Origin of the sequence: Brachybacterium aquaticum (assembly GCF_014204755.1) — a bacterium.
In the GTDB taxonomy this organism is placed as follows: Bacteria; Actinomycetota; Actinomycetes; order Actinomycetales; family Dermabacteraceae; genus Brachybacterium; species Brachybacterium aquaticum.
The window spans coordinates 2,424,622-2,439,028 of record NZ_JACHLZ010000001.1 but is presented as its reverse complement, the minus strand read 5'-3'; the positions used below and the strand labels follow the sequence as shown (position 1 = coordinate 2,439,028).

Genomic DNA, 14,407 nt, shown 5'->3' with positions numbered 1-14,407 from the left:
GCCTCAGAGGCCGCGGGCCATCTTCAGCCAGGCACCGTCGGGGTCGTCCTCGACGACCTCCCAGCGGTCCCCCGTGTCCACGAAGCCCAGGCTCTCGTAGAGCGCGCGGGCGCCGGTGTTCTTGGGCCCGACGTACAGGGTGATGGTGTCCGCCCCGTCCTCGCGGGACCAGTCGAAGACCGCCTCGGCGAGCTTCGCGGCGATGCCGCTGTGGCGGGAGGTGGGGGTGACCCACATGGCCTGGAGCTCGCGCTCGTTGGCAGGGGAGTCGTCCTCGTGGCGCACCGCGACCACGGCGACGGGCTGGCCCTTCTCGACCGCCAGGAACCAGGCGGCATCGCTCACGCGCTGCTGCCACACCGAGTCCTCGTACGTGGACTCCTTCTCCCAGCTCTGCCCGAAGGCCGAGGGATCCGTGCTGAGGGACCGCAGTCGGATCTCGCGAACGAGCGGCCAGTCGTCCTCGTGAGCGCGGATGATGTCGGCCATGGGTGTCCTCCTGAGCCGTCGTGGCGTGGTGGGCGGGCTGTGGCGCCCAGACGTTCGTGGTGGCGTGGTCGTGCGTGCAGTGTCGTACGTGCATTCAGGCCCGCGAGACGCAGGCGCTCCCCCCGACAGTGTACGTTCCACCGCCGACCGGTGCCCACAGCGTCCCGACGTTGACACAATAGGGGGATGTCGCCTCTACGTCTGCTGACAGTGTGCACCGGCAACGTGTGCCGCTCCCCGGCCGCTGCCGTGATCCTGCGCCGCGCCATCGAGCTGGAGGGCCTGAGCGCGCAGGTCGAGGTCGGGTCGGCCGGCACCACCTGGGAGGTGGAGGGGATGCCGATGGACGAGCGCATCGAGCTCTCCCTCGAGCGGGCCGGGTACCCGCGGCCCTTCGAGCACACCGCGCGCACCATCCACCTCACCGAGCTGATGACGTGGGACCTCGTGCTGGCGATGACGCCGGAGCACGCGCAGATCATCCGCCGGATGGCCGATCAGGTGCCACGGGAGCAGGGCGTGCCCGAGATCGAGATGTGGCGGCGGTTCGAGCCGGGCGTGGAGGCGCTGCCCGAGATCGAGCTGGCGGTGGAGGATCCCTGGTACGAGGGGCAGGCCGCCTTCGACCGGACCGTGCATCAGATGGAGCAGGCCGTGCCCGGGATCATCGCGCACGTGCGCGAGGTGCTCGCGGCGCGCTGACCCGCTCGGCTCAGCGCTTGCCTTCGGTGGTGCGGTGGGAGTGCCAGGTCGCGCCGACGAAGCCGGCGGTGGTGAGGAAGCCGATCCCCAGCGCCGCGATGAGCACCTGGCGCATCTGGGAGAAGGCGGAGCCGGACTCGTCGGTGATCGCGGTGAACAGCCGCACGATCGGACCGCCCTCCTCCTCGGTGGAGGCGGCCGCCTGCGGGCTGCCGCTGCCCGACGCGCTCGGCTCGTCGGTCTCGATGCCCGCGATCTCGGTCCCCTCGGAGGAGTCCTCCTCCGTGGTGGGCTGGGCGTCCTCGGTCGGCTCGGTCGTCTCCGCCGGGTCGGTGGGGGTCGCCGGCTCCTCGGCGGCCGAGGGGGCGGGCGGCTCGACGGGTGCCGAGGTCGGGTCCGTCGGGGCAGGGGCTGCGGTCGCCTCGGCAGGCTCCGGCTCCGTCTCGAGATCGGCCGACGGGGTCGCGGGCGTTGACGGGGCGGGAGCGGCCTGCTCCTCGGGCGTGGTCGACGGCGAGGCGGTCGGGGCCGCGGACGGGGTGGAGGTGCCGGGCGTGGCCGTGCCGGTGGGCGTCTGAGTCGGCGTCGACGGGGAGGTGGTGGTCCCTTCCCCGCCCGGGGCGGGGGTGCCCGGTGACGGGGCGCTCTCGCCGTCCGTCTCCTCCTCGTCGCAGCCGCACGGGCAGGCGCTGTCCGTGGTGTCCCCGGTGGGGGTGGAGGCCTCGGTGCTGCTGCGCGGGCTCGTGGGGGCCGGGGCGCTGTAGGTCAGGAGGCGGGGGACCAGCTCGTCGTCGGCGGTGTCCTGGCCGGCGGTGGTCGCATCGGTGGCGTTGTCCTCGACGTCCGTGCCGCAGGTGCCGCCCTCGCCCTCGGCGGGCTCGGTGGCGGGGTCCGTGGTGATGCCCTTGGTGGGGGTCTCGCTGGTCGGGACCTCGCTTGTGGGGGCTTCCGAGGTCGGAGCCTCGCTCGTGGGCTCCTCTGTCGGCTCCTCGGTACCGGGCTCTTCTGTGCCGGGCTTCTCGGTGCCGGGCTCTTCTGTGCCGGGCTCCTCGCTCTCGGTGGGGGGCGTGGACTCCGTGTCCTCCACAGGGTCCCCGGCCGGTTCCTCCGTCGGCGTGCTCGACTCGGGCGGGTCCTCGGGGGGCTCCTCGACGGGATCGGTGCTCGCCTCGGGATCGCTCGTGGCGGGATCGCTCGCTGCGGGGAGGTCGGTGCCGTCGGCCTCGGAGCTGCCCGACTCGTCGCCCTCAGTACTCTCGTCGCCCGCGGCGCTCTCGGCGCCGGAGGTCTCTGCGGGGGTGGTCTCCGCGGGCTCGGTGACTGCGGTGGTCGACTGCGCGTCCTGGGTGCTCGTGCCGTCCGCGAGGGCGGGGGCGACGGCGAAGGGGAGGGCCGAGAGGCTGAAGGCGGCGGAGGCCGCACAGACTCGCGTACGCAGTCGCATCGGCATAGCCCCCTTCCTGTCTCTTCCTCATATTCCGCACATGGCAACGGCGGGCGGCATCGTCTCCGGTGGGTCCGACGAAGCACACTACCCTACCGAGTCTTTACTTCGGCTCCCCATGGTTGCCCGGCCCGTGACGGCGCGCAAGGGGTGTGTGCACGGCGCCACGGGGACGTGACCGACCTCCCCTTGGGGTCGCCTTGACCATTGCTTTACTCGCGAATGTCGGGAGGATGTCAGGGGGTGCGGACGAAACGGCAGGTCGGAGCGTGAAAGTTACCGACCGGTCGACGCCGGGATAAGCGCTCTCCGAACGCTCCGAGCGGTGGTGCGAGGAGTTCGCACCACCGCTCGGATCGTTCCGGGAAAGTTACTTCCGGTGAATCATCGGGCCCCGCGCAGGGCCTGGTTCGGGGCCTCGCCCAGGGAGTGGCTCAGGCGCCCAGCACCCCGTCGACCAGCTCCTTGGCGGACTGCAGCACCTGGTCCAGGTGCTCCTCGCCCTTGAAGGACTCGGCGTAGATCTTGTAGATGTCCTCGGTGCCGGAGGGGCGGGCCGCGAACCAGGCGTTCTGGGTGGAGACCTTCACGCCGCCGATCGCCCCGCCCGCGGGCGCCTCGGTGATCGCCGAGACGATCTCCTCGCCCGCCAGCTCGGTCGCCGTGACCTGCGAGGGGTTCAGCGCCTTGAGCGTCGCCTTCTGCTCGCGGTTCGCGGGCGCGTCGATGCGGGAGTACGCACTGGCGCCGAACTGCTCCACGAGCTCGCCGTGCAGCGTCGAGGGGGAGCGGCCGGTGACCGCGAGGATCTCCGAGGCCAGCAGCGCGAGGATGATGCCGTCCTTGTCGGTGGTCCACACCGAGCCGTCCTGACGCAGGAAGGACGCACCGGCGCTCTCCTCGCCGCCGAAGCCGACGGAGGAGTCGATCAGGCCCGGGACGAACCACTTGAAGCCCACCGGCACCTCGTACAGCTCCCGGCCGAGCGAGGCGACGACCCGGTCGATCAGGCTCGAGGACACGACCGTCTTGCCCACCTTCGCGCCGGCCGGCCAGCCCGGGCGGTGCGCGAAGAGGTACTGGATGGCGGTGGCGAGGTAGTGGTTGGGGTTCATCAGCCCGCCGTCGGGGGTGACGATCCCGTGGCGGTCCGAGTCCGCGTCGTTGCCGGTGGCGATGTCGTACTGGTCGCGCTTCTCGAGCAGCGAGGCCATCGCCCACGGGCTCGAGCAGTCCATGCGGATCTTGCCGTCGCGGTCCAGGGTCATGAAGGACCACTGCGGGTCCACCTCGGGGTTCACGACGGTGAGGTCGAGGTCGTGCATCTCGCCGATCTCGGCCCAGTAGTCCACCGCGGCGCCGCCCAGCGGGTCCGCGCCGATGCGCACGCCGGCGCGGCGGATCGCCTCGATGTCGACGACGCTGGGGAGGTCCTTCACGTAGGTGTGGAGGTAGTCGTAGCGGTCGGCGTCCTGCAGGGCCTTCTGGCGGCCGTGGCGGCGCACGCCGTTCAGGCCCGCGCGCAGCAGCTCGTTGGCGCGCTCGGCGATCCAGCCGGTCGCGTCGGTGTCCGCGGGGCCGCCGTGGGGCGGGTTGTACTTGAAGCCGCCGTCGCGGGGCGGGTTGTGGCTGGGGGTGACCACGATCCCGTCGGCCCGGCTGGGGTCGTTCGCGGCCTTGCCGCGGTTGTGGACGAGGATCGCGTGGGACACCGCCGGGGTGGGGGTGTAGCCGTCCAGCGAGTCGACCTGCACGGCCACGTCATTGCCGGCCAGCACCTCGAGCGCGGTGTCGAAGGCGGGGCGGGAGAGGGCGTGGGTGTCGCGGCCGATGAACAGGGGACCGCGGATGCCCTGGGCGGCGCGGTACTCCACGATCGCCTGCGTGGTCGCGGCGATGTGGTCCTCGTTGAACGCGGTGTCCAGCGAGGAGCCGCGGTGCCCGGAGGTGCCGAAGGAGACCGCCTGGTCGGGGTCGTTCGCGTCCGGGTGGAGATCGTAGTAAGCGTCGAGGAGCGCGTCGACGTCGACGAGATCCTCCGGCTGTGCCTTCTGGCCTGCGCGAGGGTGCATGATCACCGCTCCATCCTCGAGTTAGGGTGTCATCGCCACTCTAGGACAGCGCACCGGGCGAGGAGGAGGAACGGACCGAATGTGAGACGGTGCCCGGAACGGGCCCTGGACCGCACGCCGGGACGGCCCCCGAGAGAGAGGACCGTGCCGGCGCAGGGGCGAGGGATCAGGCGCGGCGCGAGCGCACCAGCAGCACGATCCCCACGATCGTGAGGACCAGGCCCGTCAGGCCCGCGACCAGGCCGATGATCGGACCGATCACCAGCGGCGCCATCATCCCCAGCAGGCTGTACGGGCCGAGGTAGGCCGGGGCGTCGGTGCCGGTGCAGCTGATGGTGACCTGCGTGTCCTGGAGCGACGCCACGCCGAGGAGCTGCGTGTACTCCTCGCCGTTGCCGAAGGTGGTGGTCGTCGGCGTGCTGGGCACGGTCGTGATCGCGCCGGGGTCGGCACCCTCGGCGGTGCACTGGGCGGAGCCGGTGTCCGCCTCCGGGACGTAGACGATCACCATCTCGTTGGCCGGCAGCTCCATCGTCACCGAGGTGCCGTCCATCGGCGTCGGCCCGGAGGTCGCATCGCCCACCAGCGAGCTCACCGACCACACGATCCCGATGATCGTCGCCGCGGGCGCCACGATCAGCAGCAGCACCAGGCCGATGACGAGCGGCAGGACGCCGCGCCGGCGGCGCGTCCCGGTCGATCCGGGGCCGCTCGCGGGCAGGGGGCCGGTCTGCGGGTAGCCCGCGCCGGCCGGCGCGGGATGGGAGCCGAAGGGCTGGGCGTCGTGGGGCTGGGAGCCGTATCCCTGCGTGCCGTAGTTCGGGGAGCCGTAACCCTGGTTCGGGGAGCCGTAGCCCTGCGTGCCGTAGCTCTGACCGCCGTAGCCCTGCGGCTCGCCGTAGGCGGGGGAGGGCTGGCCGTACGTCGGCCGGCCGTTCGCGGCGCCGTCCGTGCCCGGGGCGGGGGAGGTCGGTCCCGGCAGCCCGAAGCGCGGCCGCTGGCGCGGGGCGGGCGTGGTGGACTCACCGTCGGACATCAGGGCTCCTTCGCGGATCGGGTGCGGCCAGGATAGTGGTCGCTCCTGCGCGCGGGCTCAGGCTCCGACCGCCTCCAGCAGCACGCCGAGGATCGCGGCGCCGAGGACCGCGCTCGAGATCGGGGTGGCCAGCCAGGTGAGCAGGACGTCCCGGGCCACCTTCCAGCGCACGGTCCGCGGACCGCGGGCGACGCCCGCGCCGACCACGCTGGAGGCGAGCGCCTGGCTGGTGGACACCGGGGTCTCGAGCCCGAACAGGGCCAGGCTCATCGTCACCGCCGCGGAGGTCTCCGCGGCCAGGCCCTGGGTTGCGGTGAGGTCGGTGAGGCGCCGACCGATGGTGCGGATGATGCGATGGCCGCCCATCAGGGTGCCGGCAGCGACCGCGATCGCGATCGGGAGCATCAGCGCGAGCGAGGCCTCCCCGCTGAACGGCAGCCCCGACGCCCCGACCGCGATGACGACCACGGCCAGCGGCAGCAGGGAGTCGTTCAGCCCGTGCCCGGTCGCGACCGCGCCGGCGGAGAGGGTCTGCGCGAAGCGGAGATGCCCGGGACGCACCCGCTCCGTGCGGGTCAGGCGCCGGATCAGCACCATCAGCACGAAGGCGAAGGACGCCGAGAGGATCGGGCCGACCACCGAGATCGCCAGCAGCAGACCCAGCCGCTCCCAGGCGGCGGTGGAGCCCACCACGAGCGAGACGCCGAGCGTCGCGCCGAAGAAGGCGTGCCAGGTCGAGGCCGGCATGCCCACCCACCAGGTGGACAGGTCCCACAGGAAGGTCGCGAGCATCAGCGACAGCAGTGCGAGCCCCAGGGCGTCGGGGCGGTCGGTGAGCTGGGAGACCACCGGTCCGAGGCCCAGCATCGTGACCGCCCAGGAGGTGGTCACGGCGATCACCGCCATGCCCAGCATCGCCCCGAGCAGGTTCAGCACCGCCGCCATCCCCAGCGCCGTGGACTCCTTCAGGGAACGGGTGGTGATCGTGGTGGAGACGGCGTTGGAGGCGTCGTGGAAGCCGTTCATGTAGGCCATCGCCAGCGCCATGACGACGATGAGGGCGAACAGCAGCGGGGTCACTCAGGCGTCCTTGACCCGCAGCAGATCCGTGATCCGCGCGCTGCGCTCCTGCAGGGTGATGGTCTCGCGGACGGACTCGGACACGTCGTGCAGCGGCAGCATCTCCTGCGCCGCGCCGCCCTTCTTGTACAGCTCGCCGAGGGCCTGGCGCACCAGGCGGTCACCTTGGCGCTTGAGCTTGCGGACCTGCGCGTAGTAGTCCCCGAGGTCCTGGGTGTCCGAGAGCTTCCAGGTCGCCGCGACCGTCAGCTCGGAGGCGCGCTCGATGCCCTTGGCGGCGTCCAGCAGCGGGGTGGGCAGGGTGCCGATCCGGGAGACGACCAGCAGCTCGGCGGTGTGCTCCATCGCGTCGACCGCGTCGGCGAGGGTGAGCGCGAAGTCGTACAGCAGCTCCGCCTCGTAGGGCGTGATCAGCGACTGGACCAGGCGCTGGGCGATGCGGCGGCACAGCTCCTCGGCGACCGTGGACTGCTCGTGCAGCTTCGGGGCGATGCGGGTGCGCTCGCGGTAGGTGTGGCCCAGCAGCTTCGAGTGGGTGTCCGCGGCCTGAACCTGCAGCTCGGCGAGCTCGGCGAACAGGTCGTACATCGGTCGCTCGGTCCGCTGGGGGAACAGGCGGCTCAGGAACTTCTGCACCATCTCGCGCGCCTCCTCGCGCCCGTCGGCGCCTGACCGTCGTGGACCGGGTGCGCCGGTCGCGACCTGCTTCGTGATGCTCCAGCCGTGAAGTTCATGCGCCGGACCGGGATGCGCCTGTCGGCGCGAAGGCCGCTCGAAGCGGCAGATGTTGGAGCCCGGGGCAACCGCGGCCCGACGCGGGATACATCGTAGAACACCGCCGGACCGGCCGCGCAACCGCAGCTCCCGGCATCTCACAGGGGATATGGCGAAGCCCACGGGCCCCCGGAGGGGGCGCCGAGGGAGCGTGCAGCGGGTCAGTCCAGCTGTCCGGCCTCCGCATGCCGCCCGGCGGCGGTGAGGTCCTCGCCCATGCTCAGCAGGCGCTCCGCCTGGCGGGTGCGCTCGGGGCCGTTGTGCTCGTCGGCCAGATGCGCGGTGCCGTGGGCGACGATCGTGGCGACCGCCCCGGCACGGCGCAGCGCCATGCCCAGATCTCCGGTGAAGGCGCCGCGCAGGATGTCGTCCATCGTGCGCTGCACCTGCGCCACCTCCGGGGGCTCGGCGAACCCGGCGAGATAGCGCAGCCCCGGCACGGTGCGCGAGCCCGCTCGGTAGCGTCGGGCGACCTCGTCGCCGCTGCGCTGGGTCCAGGTGTGCAGCACGTACAGCCGCCACAGGGCGCCCGGCAGCGAGGTCGCGGGCGCCCCGGACCACATCGCGGCCAGGTCGGTCAGCCCGTCCTCCGCGGCAAGCGACACCACCCGCTCCACGACCTCGGGGTCCGAGCTGTGGAACACCCCGTCCAACAGGGCCCGGGCCGAGTCGTGCGCGAGGTCGCTCGAGGTCGCGGGGTCCGGCGCGCCGGGGATCGCCTCGGCCACGGAGGAGTACAGCGAGGCGGGGCGGCGGAAGCGTGGTGCGGAGGAGTCGTGCGGGGCCATGGAGGGAACCCTACGCTTGCTCCATGACCATCCCCCGACGGCTGGATCCCGAGACCGCCGAGCGCGCCGCCCTGCCCGACTACTCCCGCAGCAGCGCGACGGTGGAGCGGATGATCTCGGCGCTCGAGGCGCCGGGCGGTCCAGGCGCCCGACATGCGTCGGGTTGGGCCGGGGTGCGCGGGGATGCGGCTCGCGGGGGTGCGGCCGACGGGGGCTCGGCCGACGGGGGCTCCGTGCGAGCCCTCTTCCCGGCCCATGCCACTCGGGACACGGCCGTGCGCTCGGCGGTCGCCGCCTGCCTGCTCGGCACGGCGCTGGTCGCGGTGCTGCTCGTCGTGCTGCTCGGGGCCTCGCCGGCCGACGGCCGCTCCCCGGGGGCGGGGCTGCTCGTGGTGATGCTCGCTCTCGGCACTCTCGCGCTGCTGCTCGGCGCGCTGGGGCTGCGCTTCGCCCTCGCCGCGCTCGGCACCGCTCGCACCCGGGTCGAGATCTCCGAGCGCGGGCTGCGAGTGGTCGGCGCGCTCGGCCGACGGGACGTGGCCTGGGACGACGTCGTCGCGATCGAGTCCCGCGTCGTGCATCCGGTGCACTGGCTCACCGCGGCGCTGCGCCTCCGTGACGGCTCGCGCGTGGTGATGCCGGCCTTCGATCGGGCTGTGTGGACCTACACTCGCCCCACCGGGCAGGACGTGCGGGCGCTGCGCATCGAGCTGCACCGGCACCAGAAGGCGTCGCGCCGCCCCGTCTGAGACGGGGCGCGAGGACATAGTCGACGGAACACTGCCGACGGAGCACGGTCGACGGAGCACTGCACTCCGCACGCGCGGGTGAGCACGAGGAGACGGGGAGCGATGGAAGCACTGCTGATGACCCTGGGGTCCGGCTGGGTCAGCGGGATCCGGCCCTACTTCATGATCTTCCTGCTGGGACTCGGCGGGCGGATCTTCGAGCTCGGGCAGGTCCCGGCCGTGCTGCAGCGCACCGACGTGCTGGTCATCACCGGGATCCTGCTCCTGGTGGACCTCGCGGCGGACAAGATCGCTTTCCTCGACTCCTTCTGGGACCAGCTGCACACGATCGTGCGCCCTATCGCCGGCGGCGCCATCGGGTTCCTGCTGGGCGGGGAGACGGACACGACCAATGCCATCGTCATGGCGGTGCTCGGTGCCGCAGCGGCCTTCGGCTCCCACGCCGCGAAGTCCACCACCCGCGCCGCTGTGAACGTGTCCCCGGAGCCGGTCTCCAACGTGCTCGTCTCGACCGGCGAGGACGTCGCCGCGGTGGTGATGGGCGTGCTCGTGCTCGTTCTGCCCGTGGCCGCCGCGATCCTGGCGCTGATCCTGCTCGCCCTCGGGATCTGGGCCATCATCAGGATCCACCGCGCTTACCGGGATCTGAGGGCGCGGCTGCAGGAGGCGAGGGCGCGCCGGGCCCAGGGGGAGCCGGGCCGACCCGTCTGAGCCGGCGGAAGCCCCCGTCGACCGGGCCGGGGACGAGCGCCTCTCAGACGCCCGGCGCGGCGCTGAGCCCGTCCTCCCACAGGGCCCGCACCGTGCCCGGGACCTGCGCGGCGGTGATGTCGGAGACCCCGAGGACCCCGTCGGCGTCGAGCGGGAGGTGACCGAGGCGCCAGGACCCGTCGGCCTCGACGTGGAACATCATGGGCACCTGCTCCTGCGGGGCGGCGATGTCCGTGCGGCGCAGGGAGACGGTGCGCTCGTTGCCGCCGTCGAGGAAGGCCAGCACGATGTCGGAGACCGAGGCGGGCACGTGCGCAGAGTCGGGCAGCGCCGAGACCACGAACGAGTCCAGCTCGTCCTGGGTGAGCATGAGGATCGCGTCCTCCGCCTTGATCACGAAGGCCATCCGCATCGCATCGCCCTCGGTCAGGGCGATGCCGAGCCAGCGGTCCGCCGCGGTGAGCGCGGTCGCGACGACCTGGCCCTCCTCGCCCAGCAGCCACTGCCCGTCCCCGGAGCGCTCCACCTTCCCGCGGGCGCGCAGGCCCGAGGTGACGGCGGCGGTGACGAACTCCTGCGCCTCCGCCGGGGCCCTGCGCAGACCCACCTGCTCACGGGTCAGGCGCGCGTTCTCGGTGTCCCGCAGCGAGAGCATGAAGTCGATCTCGTAGGCGGTGTAGATCGTGACGGGCGCGTCCGCGTCGGAACGGTCGGCGGCGTGGTCGGCGGTGCTCTCGCTCATCGGTCCCCCTGGGCGTCGTGGACCCCGGCGCCGGGCGGGCAGCCGGGAAGGATGTCGCGACCATCCTGGCAGACGGCACCGGCAGACGGCACTGGTGAGGCTCCACCGCCGCGCGTCCCTGCCCAGGAGCTGGTGGGCTGGGTATCCTCCGAACATGGCAGTGACGCTCAAGGACGTGGCGCAGCGCGCGGGTGTCTCCGTCCCGACCGCCTCCCGCGTCCTCTCCGGCAGCACCTACCCGGTGCTCGAGGAGCTGAAGGAGCGCGTCCGCGCCGCCGCGCTCGAGCTGGACTACGTGCCCAACGCCCAGGCGCAGGCGATGCTGCGCGGCAACTCCGGGGCGATCGGGGTGCTCGTCGGGAACATCGGCGACCCCTACGCCGCCGAGATCCTCCACGGCATCCACGAGCGCGCCTCCGCCGCGAACCTGCTGGTCACCATCTGCCACACCGACCGGGACCCCGAGCGGGAGCTCGGCTACTTCCGGATGCTGCAGTCCCACCGCGCGCACTCGGTGATCCTCGCCGGCTCCGGCCTCACCGACCCGGGGTACTGCTCCGCGATCAGCGCCCGGGTCGCCTCGTTCCGCGCCGCTGGCGGGCGGGTGGTCGGGATCGGCACGCCCGTCGTGGACATCGACCGGGTGCTCGTGGACAACCGCGAGGGCTCCCGCCTCATCGCCCGCCACCTCCTCGAGCTCGGGCATCGCGAGATCGGGGTGATCAGCGGTCCCGACACGCTGCTGGCCAGCCACGAGCGGGTGGAGGGCATGGCCGAGGAGTTCGCCGCCGCCGGTGCGCACGTCGAGGTCCATCACGGACCTGCCGAGCGCGACGAGGGTTACCGCGCCGCAGGCGCGCTGCTCGCCGCCCGGCCGGGCATCACCGCGCTGGTCGGCGTCTCCGACCAGATGGCCATCGGGGCCCTCGCCCGCCTGCGGGAGGAGGGACGCTCCGTGCCGGCCGACGTGTCCGTGGTCGGGTTCAACGACATCACCGTCGCCCGCGACGTCGCCCCGCCGCTGACCACCGTGCACCTGCCGATGCGCGAGATGGGACGGGCTGCGCTGGACCTCGCGCTGCGGCCGGATGCCGGGGAGGGGTCCACCGTGGAGCGGTGGCTGGGGATCCATCTGGAGGTGCGAGGGTCCACCGGGCCCGTCCGCACGGTGCACGGCGCATGAGCGGGGCGGAGGAGAGCGCTTTGGGGGAGAGCACCTCGGTGGGGAGCGCCGTCCCTGATCTCGGCGGCGCCACAGCCCGCGCCGTGTACCGCGATCTGCTGCGCTTCGGACCGCGCTCGCGCCGTGACCTCGGTGAACGGCTGGGCCTGTCCGCGCCCACCGTCACCCGTGCCACCCGCGAGCTGCTCGAGGCCGGGCATCTGCGGCCGCTCGACACGGTCTCCCCCGCCCGCGGCCGCCCCCAGCAGCCGCTGGACGTCGAGGTCGAGCACGGCCCGCGGTTCGTGGGCGCGAAGGTCACTGCCGACGCGGTCCACGCCGTGGTCACCACCGTGCATGGGGAACCGATCGAGGACCTCGTGGTGCCGCTCGAGGGCACCACGCCCGAGGCCGTCGCCGACGGCGTCGCGGCACCCGTGCGCGAGCTGCTGGGCCGTCACGAGCGCGTGGCCGGGGTCGGGGCGAGCATCGGCGGCGTCGTCGGCGAGCGTCGACGCGTGGACAGCTCCTGGATCCTCGGCTGGGAGGAGCCGGTGCCGCTGGCGGACCTGCTCGAGCAGCGGCTCGATCTCCCGGTCGCCGTCGACAACGACATCGCCGCGATGGTCCACGGCCTGAACTGGGGCGGGATCGGCCGCGCCCACCGCACCTTCGCCGTGCTCACCATCGGCGTGGGCGTTGCGATCGCGACCGTCGTCGAGGGCAGGCTGCTCGAGGGCCGCTCCCACCTCGCCGGGCTCACCGGCCGGCTACCCGTCGGCACCACGGCCGACGGCGAGCCGCTGCTGTTCTGGCAGGCCGCACGGACCGCGGCAGTCGTGGAGCGGGCCCGTGAGCACGGGGTGCTCGGCGCCGGGGAGGGCATCGACCGGCTCCGCGAGCTCGTGGTCCGGGACCGGGAACCGGGGGCGCTCGCCGAGGCGGAGGAGCTCGCCCGCCTCCTCGCACGCGCCGCCTCCGCCGTGGTCGCGGTCGTGGATCCTGAGGCGGTCGTGCTGGGCGGGGAGACCATGGACCTCGTGCGCGCCGCCGGCGGCGTCTTCGAGGACACCCTGCGCGCCGCCCTGCCCGCCGCCCAGCGCGACCTCGTTCTCCGCGAGCTGGGCGAGGACTTCGATCAATGGGCCCGCGGTGCCGCAGTGATCGCGATCCAGGAGTACGTGGGCGGGGAGTGGTGAGGGCGGGGTGCCGGGGTGCCGCCGCGCGTCCGGCGAGACCTGCGCGCACTCACCGTCGATGCGGGACTACCCTGGCCGCCTACCCGAGAAGGCCAGGAGCCCCGCATGATCCTCACCCAGTCCTCCAAGCTGCGCGACGTCTGCTACGAGATCCGAGGACCGGTCCCCGCAGAGGCAGCCCGCATGGAGGCCGAGGGGCACAAGGTCATCAAGCTCAACATCGGCAACCCCGCCCCCTTCGGGTTCGAGGCGCCGGACGAGATCCTCGTGGACATGATCCGGAACCTGCCCACCGCGCAGGGCTACTCCGACTCCAAGGGCATCCCGTCGGCCCGCCGTGCGGTCGCGCAGTATTACCAGACCCGCAACATGCCCGGCATCGGGCTGGACGACGTGTACCTCGGCAACGGGGTCTCCGAGCTGATCCAGATGGTGTGCCAGGCCCTCGTGGACGACGGCGACGAGGTGCTCGTGCCGCAGCCCGACTACCCGCTGTGGACCGCGTCCGTGTCCCTCGCGGGCGGCCGCGCCGTGCACTACCGCTGCGACGAGGAGCAGAACTGGTGGCCCGACGTCACCGACATCGCGGACAAGGTCACCCCGCGCACGAAGGCGATCGTCATCATCAACCCCAACAACCCCACCGGCGCGGTCTACCCTGAGCACGTCCTGAAGGACATTGTCGCGGTGGCGCGCAAGCACGGGCTGCTGATCCTCGCCGACGAGATCTACGACAAGATCCTCTACGACGACGCGGTGCACACCCCGATCGCCTCGCTCGCCCCCGATCTTCTGTCCATCACCTTCAACGGCCTGTCCAAGGCCTACCGGGTGGCCGGCTTCCGCGCCGGGTGGATGGCGCTGTACGGGCCGAAGGACCATGCCGACAGCTTCATCGAGGGCCTGGACGTGCTCTCCAACATGCGCCTGTGCCCGAACGTCCCCGCCCAGCACGTGGTCGCCACCGCCCTCGGCGGGCACCAGTCCATCAACCAGCTGATCCTGCCCGGCGGACGCCTGCGCGAGCAGCGCGACGTCGCCTACGAGGGACTGTCCGCCATCGACGGCGTCAGCGTCGTCAAGGCTTCCGGTGCGCTGTACATGTTCCCGCGCCTGGATCCCGAGATGTACCCCATCCAGGATGACGAGCAGTTCGCCTATGACCTGCTGCGCTCGAAGAAGCTCCTGGTCACCCAGGGCACCGGCTTCAACCTCGACACCCCGGACCACTTCCGCCTGGTGACGCTGCCGTCCGTGGACCTGCTCGCCTACGCGGTGGACCGCATCGGCGACTACCTCACCTCCATCCGGCGCTGAGGCTCGAGCAGGGTGCCTGACGTGTCGCCAAAACGCAGCCAGGGTGCTTGACGCGTCGCTATCGCGCTTGGGTAGCGACAGTTCAGGCACCGTGGCCGGGGGAGTGGGGCTGGCGCGTCGCCAATCTGCAGCCACGGTGCCT

At 72.4% G+C, this 14,407-nt stretch carries 14 protein-coding genes; 6 read left to right on the top strand and 8 right to left on the bottom strand.

Annotation, left to right across the window (positions count from 1 at the left end):
• Nucleotides 1-3: 3 nt before the first annotated feature.
• Entirely contained in the window at nucleotides 4-489 is a 486-nt protein-coding gene (locus HNR70_RS10920) for a GNAT family N-acetyltransferase (protein ID WP_184325688.1), read from the bottom strand.
• Nucleotides 490-675: 186 nt separating this feature from the next.
• Here HNR70_RS10920 and HNR70_RS10915 point away from each other — a divergent pair, with 186 nt between their 5' ends.
• Nucleotides 676-1,191 (top strand): arsenate reductase/protein-tyrosine-phosphatase family protein, encoded by a 516-nt coding sequence (locus tag HNR70_RS10915; RefSeq protein ID WP_184325687.1) that lies wholly within the window; start codon nucleotides 676-678, stop codon nucleotides 1,189-1,191.
• A 10-nt stretch (nucleotides 1,192-1,201) separates the two neighbouring features.
• On the opposite strand, the gene HNR70_RS10910 is transcribed toward HNR70_RS10915, so the two are convergent.
• The 6 genes from HNR70_RS10910 to HNR70_RS10885 form a co-directional block, all read right to left on the bottom strand.
• Nucleotides 1,202-2,635, bottom strand: a complete 1,434-nt coding sequence (locus tag HNR70_RS10910; RefSeq protein WP_184325686.1) for a hypothetical protein — start codon at nucleotides 2,633-2,635, stop codon at nucleotides 1,202-1,204.
• 434 nt (nucleotides 2,636-3,069) lie between these two features.
• Complete coding sequence (gene pgm, locus HNR70_RS10905) at nucleotides 3,070-4,707, bottom strand: phosphoglucomutase (alpha-D-glucose-1,6-bisphosphate-dependent) (protein WP_184325685.1); 1,638 nt, start codon at nucleotides 4,705-4,707, stop codon at nucleotides 3,070-3,072.
• A gap of 166 nt (nucleotides 4,708-4,873) precedes the next feature.
• Nucleotides 4,874-5,743: a hypothetical protein gene (locus HNR70_RS10900; protein ID WP_184325684.1), complete on the bottom strand. Its 870-nt coding sequence runs from the start codon at nucleotides 5,741-5,743 to the stop codon at nucleotides 4,874-4,876.
• Between the two features lie 57 nt (nucleotides 5,744-5,800).
• A complete protein-coding gene (locus HNR70_RS10895) occupies nucleotides 5,801-6,823 on the bottom strand; it encodes an inorganic phosphate transporter (protein WP_184325683.1) in 1,023 nt (340 codons plus the stop codon).
• Nucleotides 6,824-7,462, bottom strand: coding sequence for a DUF47 domain-containing protein (locus HNR70_RS10890; protein ID WP_184325682.1), 639 nt, complete (start codon nucleotides 7,460-7,462; stop codon nucleotides 6,824-6,826).
• A gap of 296 nt (nucleotides 7,463-7,758) precedes the next feature.
• Nucleotides 7,759-8,385, bottom strand: coding sequence for a hypothetical protein (locus HNR70_RS10885; protein WP_184325681.1), 627 nt, complete (start codon nucleotides 8,383-8,385; stop codon nucleotides 7,759-7,761).
• A gap of 23 nt (nucleotides 8,386-8,408) precedes the next feature.
• Between HNR70_RS10885 and HNR70_RS10880 the strand changes: the two genes are divergently transcribed.
• On the top strand, nucleotides 8,409-9,134 hold the full coding sequence (locus tag HNR70_RS10880) for a PH domain-containing protein (protein WP_184325680.1): 726 nt from the start codon (nucleotides 8,409-8,411) through the stop codon (nucleotides 9,132-9,134).
• Between the two features lie 102 nt (nucleotides 9,135-9,236).
• Entirely contained in the window at nucleotides 9,237-9,845 is a 609-nt protein-coding gene (locus tag HNR70_RS10875) for a DUF4126 domain-containing protein (RefSeq protein ID WP_246375201.1), read from the top strand.
• 43 nt (nucleotides 9,846-9,888) lie between these two features.
• Here HNR70_RS10875 and HNR70_RS10870 read toward each other — a convergent pair whose 3' ends face one another.
• Nucleotides 9,889-10,587 carry a hypothetical protein gene (locus HNR70_RS10870; protein ID WP_184325679.1) on the bottom strand — a complete coding sequence of 233 codons (699 nt, stop codon included), beginning with the start codon at nucleotides 10,585-10,587 and terminating at the stop codon, nucleotides 9,889-9,891.
• Nucleotides 10,588-10,741: 154 nt separating this feature from the next.
• On the opposite strand from HNR70_RS10870, the gene HNR70_RS10865 reads away from it, so the two are divergent.
• The 3 genes from HNR70_RS10865 to HNR70_RS10855 all read left to right on the top strand — a co-directional run bounded on the left by HNR70_RS10865 (nucleotide 10,742) and on the right by HNR70_RS10855 (nucleotide 14,265).
• Nucleotides 10,742-11,770 carry a LacI family DNA-binding transcriptional regulator gene (locus tag HNR70_RS10865; protein ID WP_184325678.1) on the top strand — a complete coding sequence of 343 codons (1,029 nt, stop codon included), beginning with the start codon at nucleotides 10,742-10,744 and terminating at the stop codon, nucleotides 11,768-11,770.
• Entirely contained in the window at nucleotides 11,767-12,948 is a 1,182-nt protein-coding gene (locus tag HNR70_RS10860; protein ID WP_184325677.1) for an ROK family protein, read from the top strand. The genes HNR70_RS10865 and HNR70_RS10860 overlap by 4 nt, the downstream gene beginning before the upstream one ends.
• 105 nt (nucleotides 12,949-13,053) lie before the next feature.
• A complete protein-coding gene (locus tag HNR70_RS10855) occupies nucleotides 13,054-14,265 on the top strand; it encodes a pyridoxal phosphate-dependent aminotransferase (RefSeq protein ID WP_184325676.1) in 1,212 nt (403 codons plus the stop codon).
• The last annotated feature ends 142 nt before the right edge of the window (nucleotides 14,266-14,407 follow it).

What these genes read in the sequence shown, in the direction of transcription:
- HNR70_RS10880 (WP_184325680.1), top strand. Translation starts at nt 8,409, where the DNA reads ATGACCATCCCCCGACGGCTGGATCCCGAGACCGCCGAGCGCGCCGCC.
- HNR70_RS10865 (WP_184325678.1), top strand. Translation starts at nt 10,742, where the DNA reads ATGGCAGTGACGCTCAAGGACGTGGCGCAGCGCGCGGGTGTCTCCGTC.
- HNR70_RS10855 (WP_184325676.1), top strand. Translation starts at nt 13,054, where the DNA reads ATGATCCTCACCCAGTCCTCCAAGCTGCGCGACGTCTGCTACGAGATC.
- HNR70_RS10885 (WP_184325681.1), bottom strand. Translation starts at nt 8,385, where the DNA reads ATGGCCCCGCACGACTCCTCCGCACCACGCTTCCGCCGCCCCGCCTCG.
- pgm (WP_184325685.1), bottom strand. Translation starts at nt 4,707, where the DNA reads ATGCACCCTCGCGCAGGCCAGAAGGCACAGCCGGAGGATCTCGTCGAC.
- HNR70_RS10920 (WP_184325688.1), bottom strand. Translation starts at nt 489, where the DNA reads ATGGCCGACATCATCCGCGCTCACGAGGACGACTGGCCGCTCGTTCGC.
- HNR70_RS10910 (WP_184325686.1), bottom strand. Translation starts at nt 2,635, where the DNA reads ATGCGACTGCGTACGCGAGTCTGTGCGGCCTCCGCCGCCTTCAGCCTC.
- HNR70_RS10860 (WP_184325677.1), top strand. Translation starts at nt 11,767, where the DNA reads ATGAGCGGGGCGGAGGAGAGCGCTTTGGGGGAGAGCACCTCGGTGGGG.
- HNR70_RS10915 (WP_184325687.1), top strand. Translation starts at nt 676, where the DNA reads ATGTCGCCTCTACGTCTGCTGACAGTGTGCACCGGCAACGTGTGCCGC.
- HNR70_RS10870 (WP_184325679.1), bottom strand. Translation starts at nt 10,587, where the DNA reads ATGAGCGAGAGCACCGCCGACCACGCCGCCGACCGTTCCGACGCGGAC.
- HNR70_RS10890 (WP_184325682.1), bottom strand. Translation starts at nt 7,462, where the DNA reads ATGGTGCAGAAGTTCCTGAGCCGCCTGTTCCCCCAGCGGACCGAGCGA.
- HNR70_RS10875 (WP_246375201.1), top strand. Translation starts at nt 9,237, where the DNA reads ATGGAAGCACTGCTGATGACCCTGGGGTCCGGCTGGGTCAGCGGGATC.
- HNR70_RS10900 (WP_184325684.1), bottom strand. Translation starts at nt 5,743, where the DNA reads ATGTCCGACGGTGAGTCCACCACGCCCGCCCCGCGCCAGCGGCCGCGC.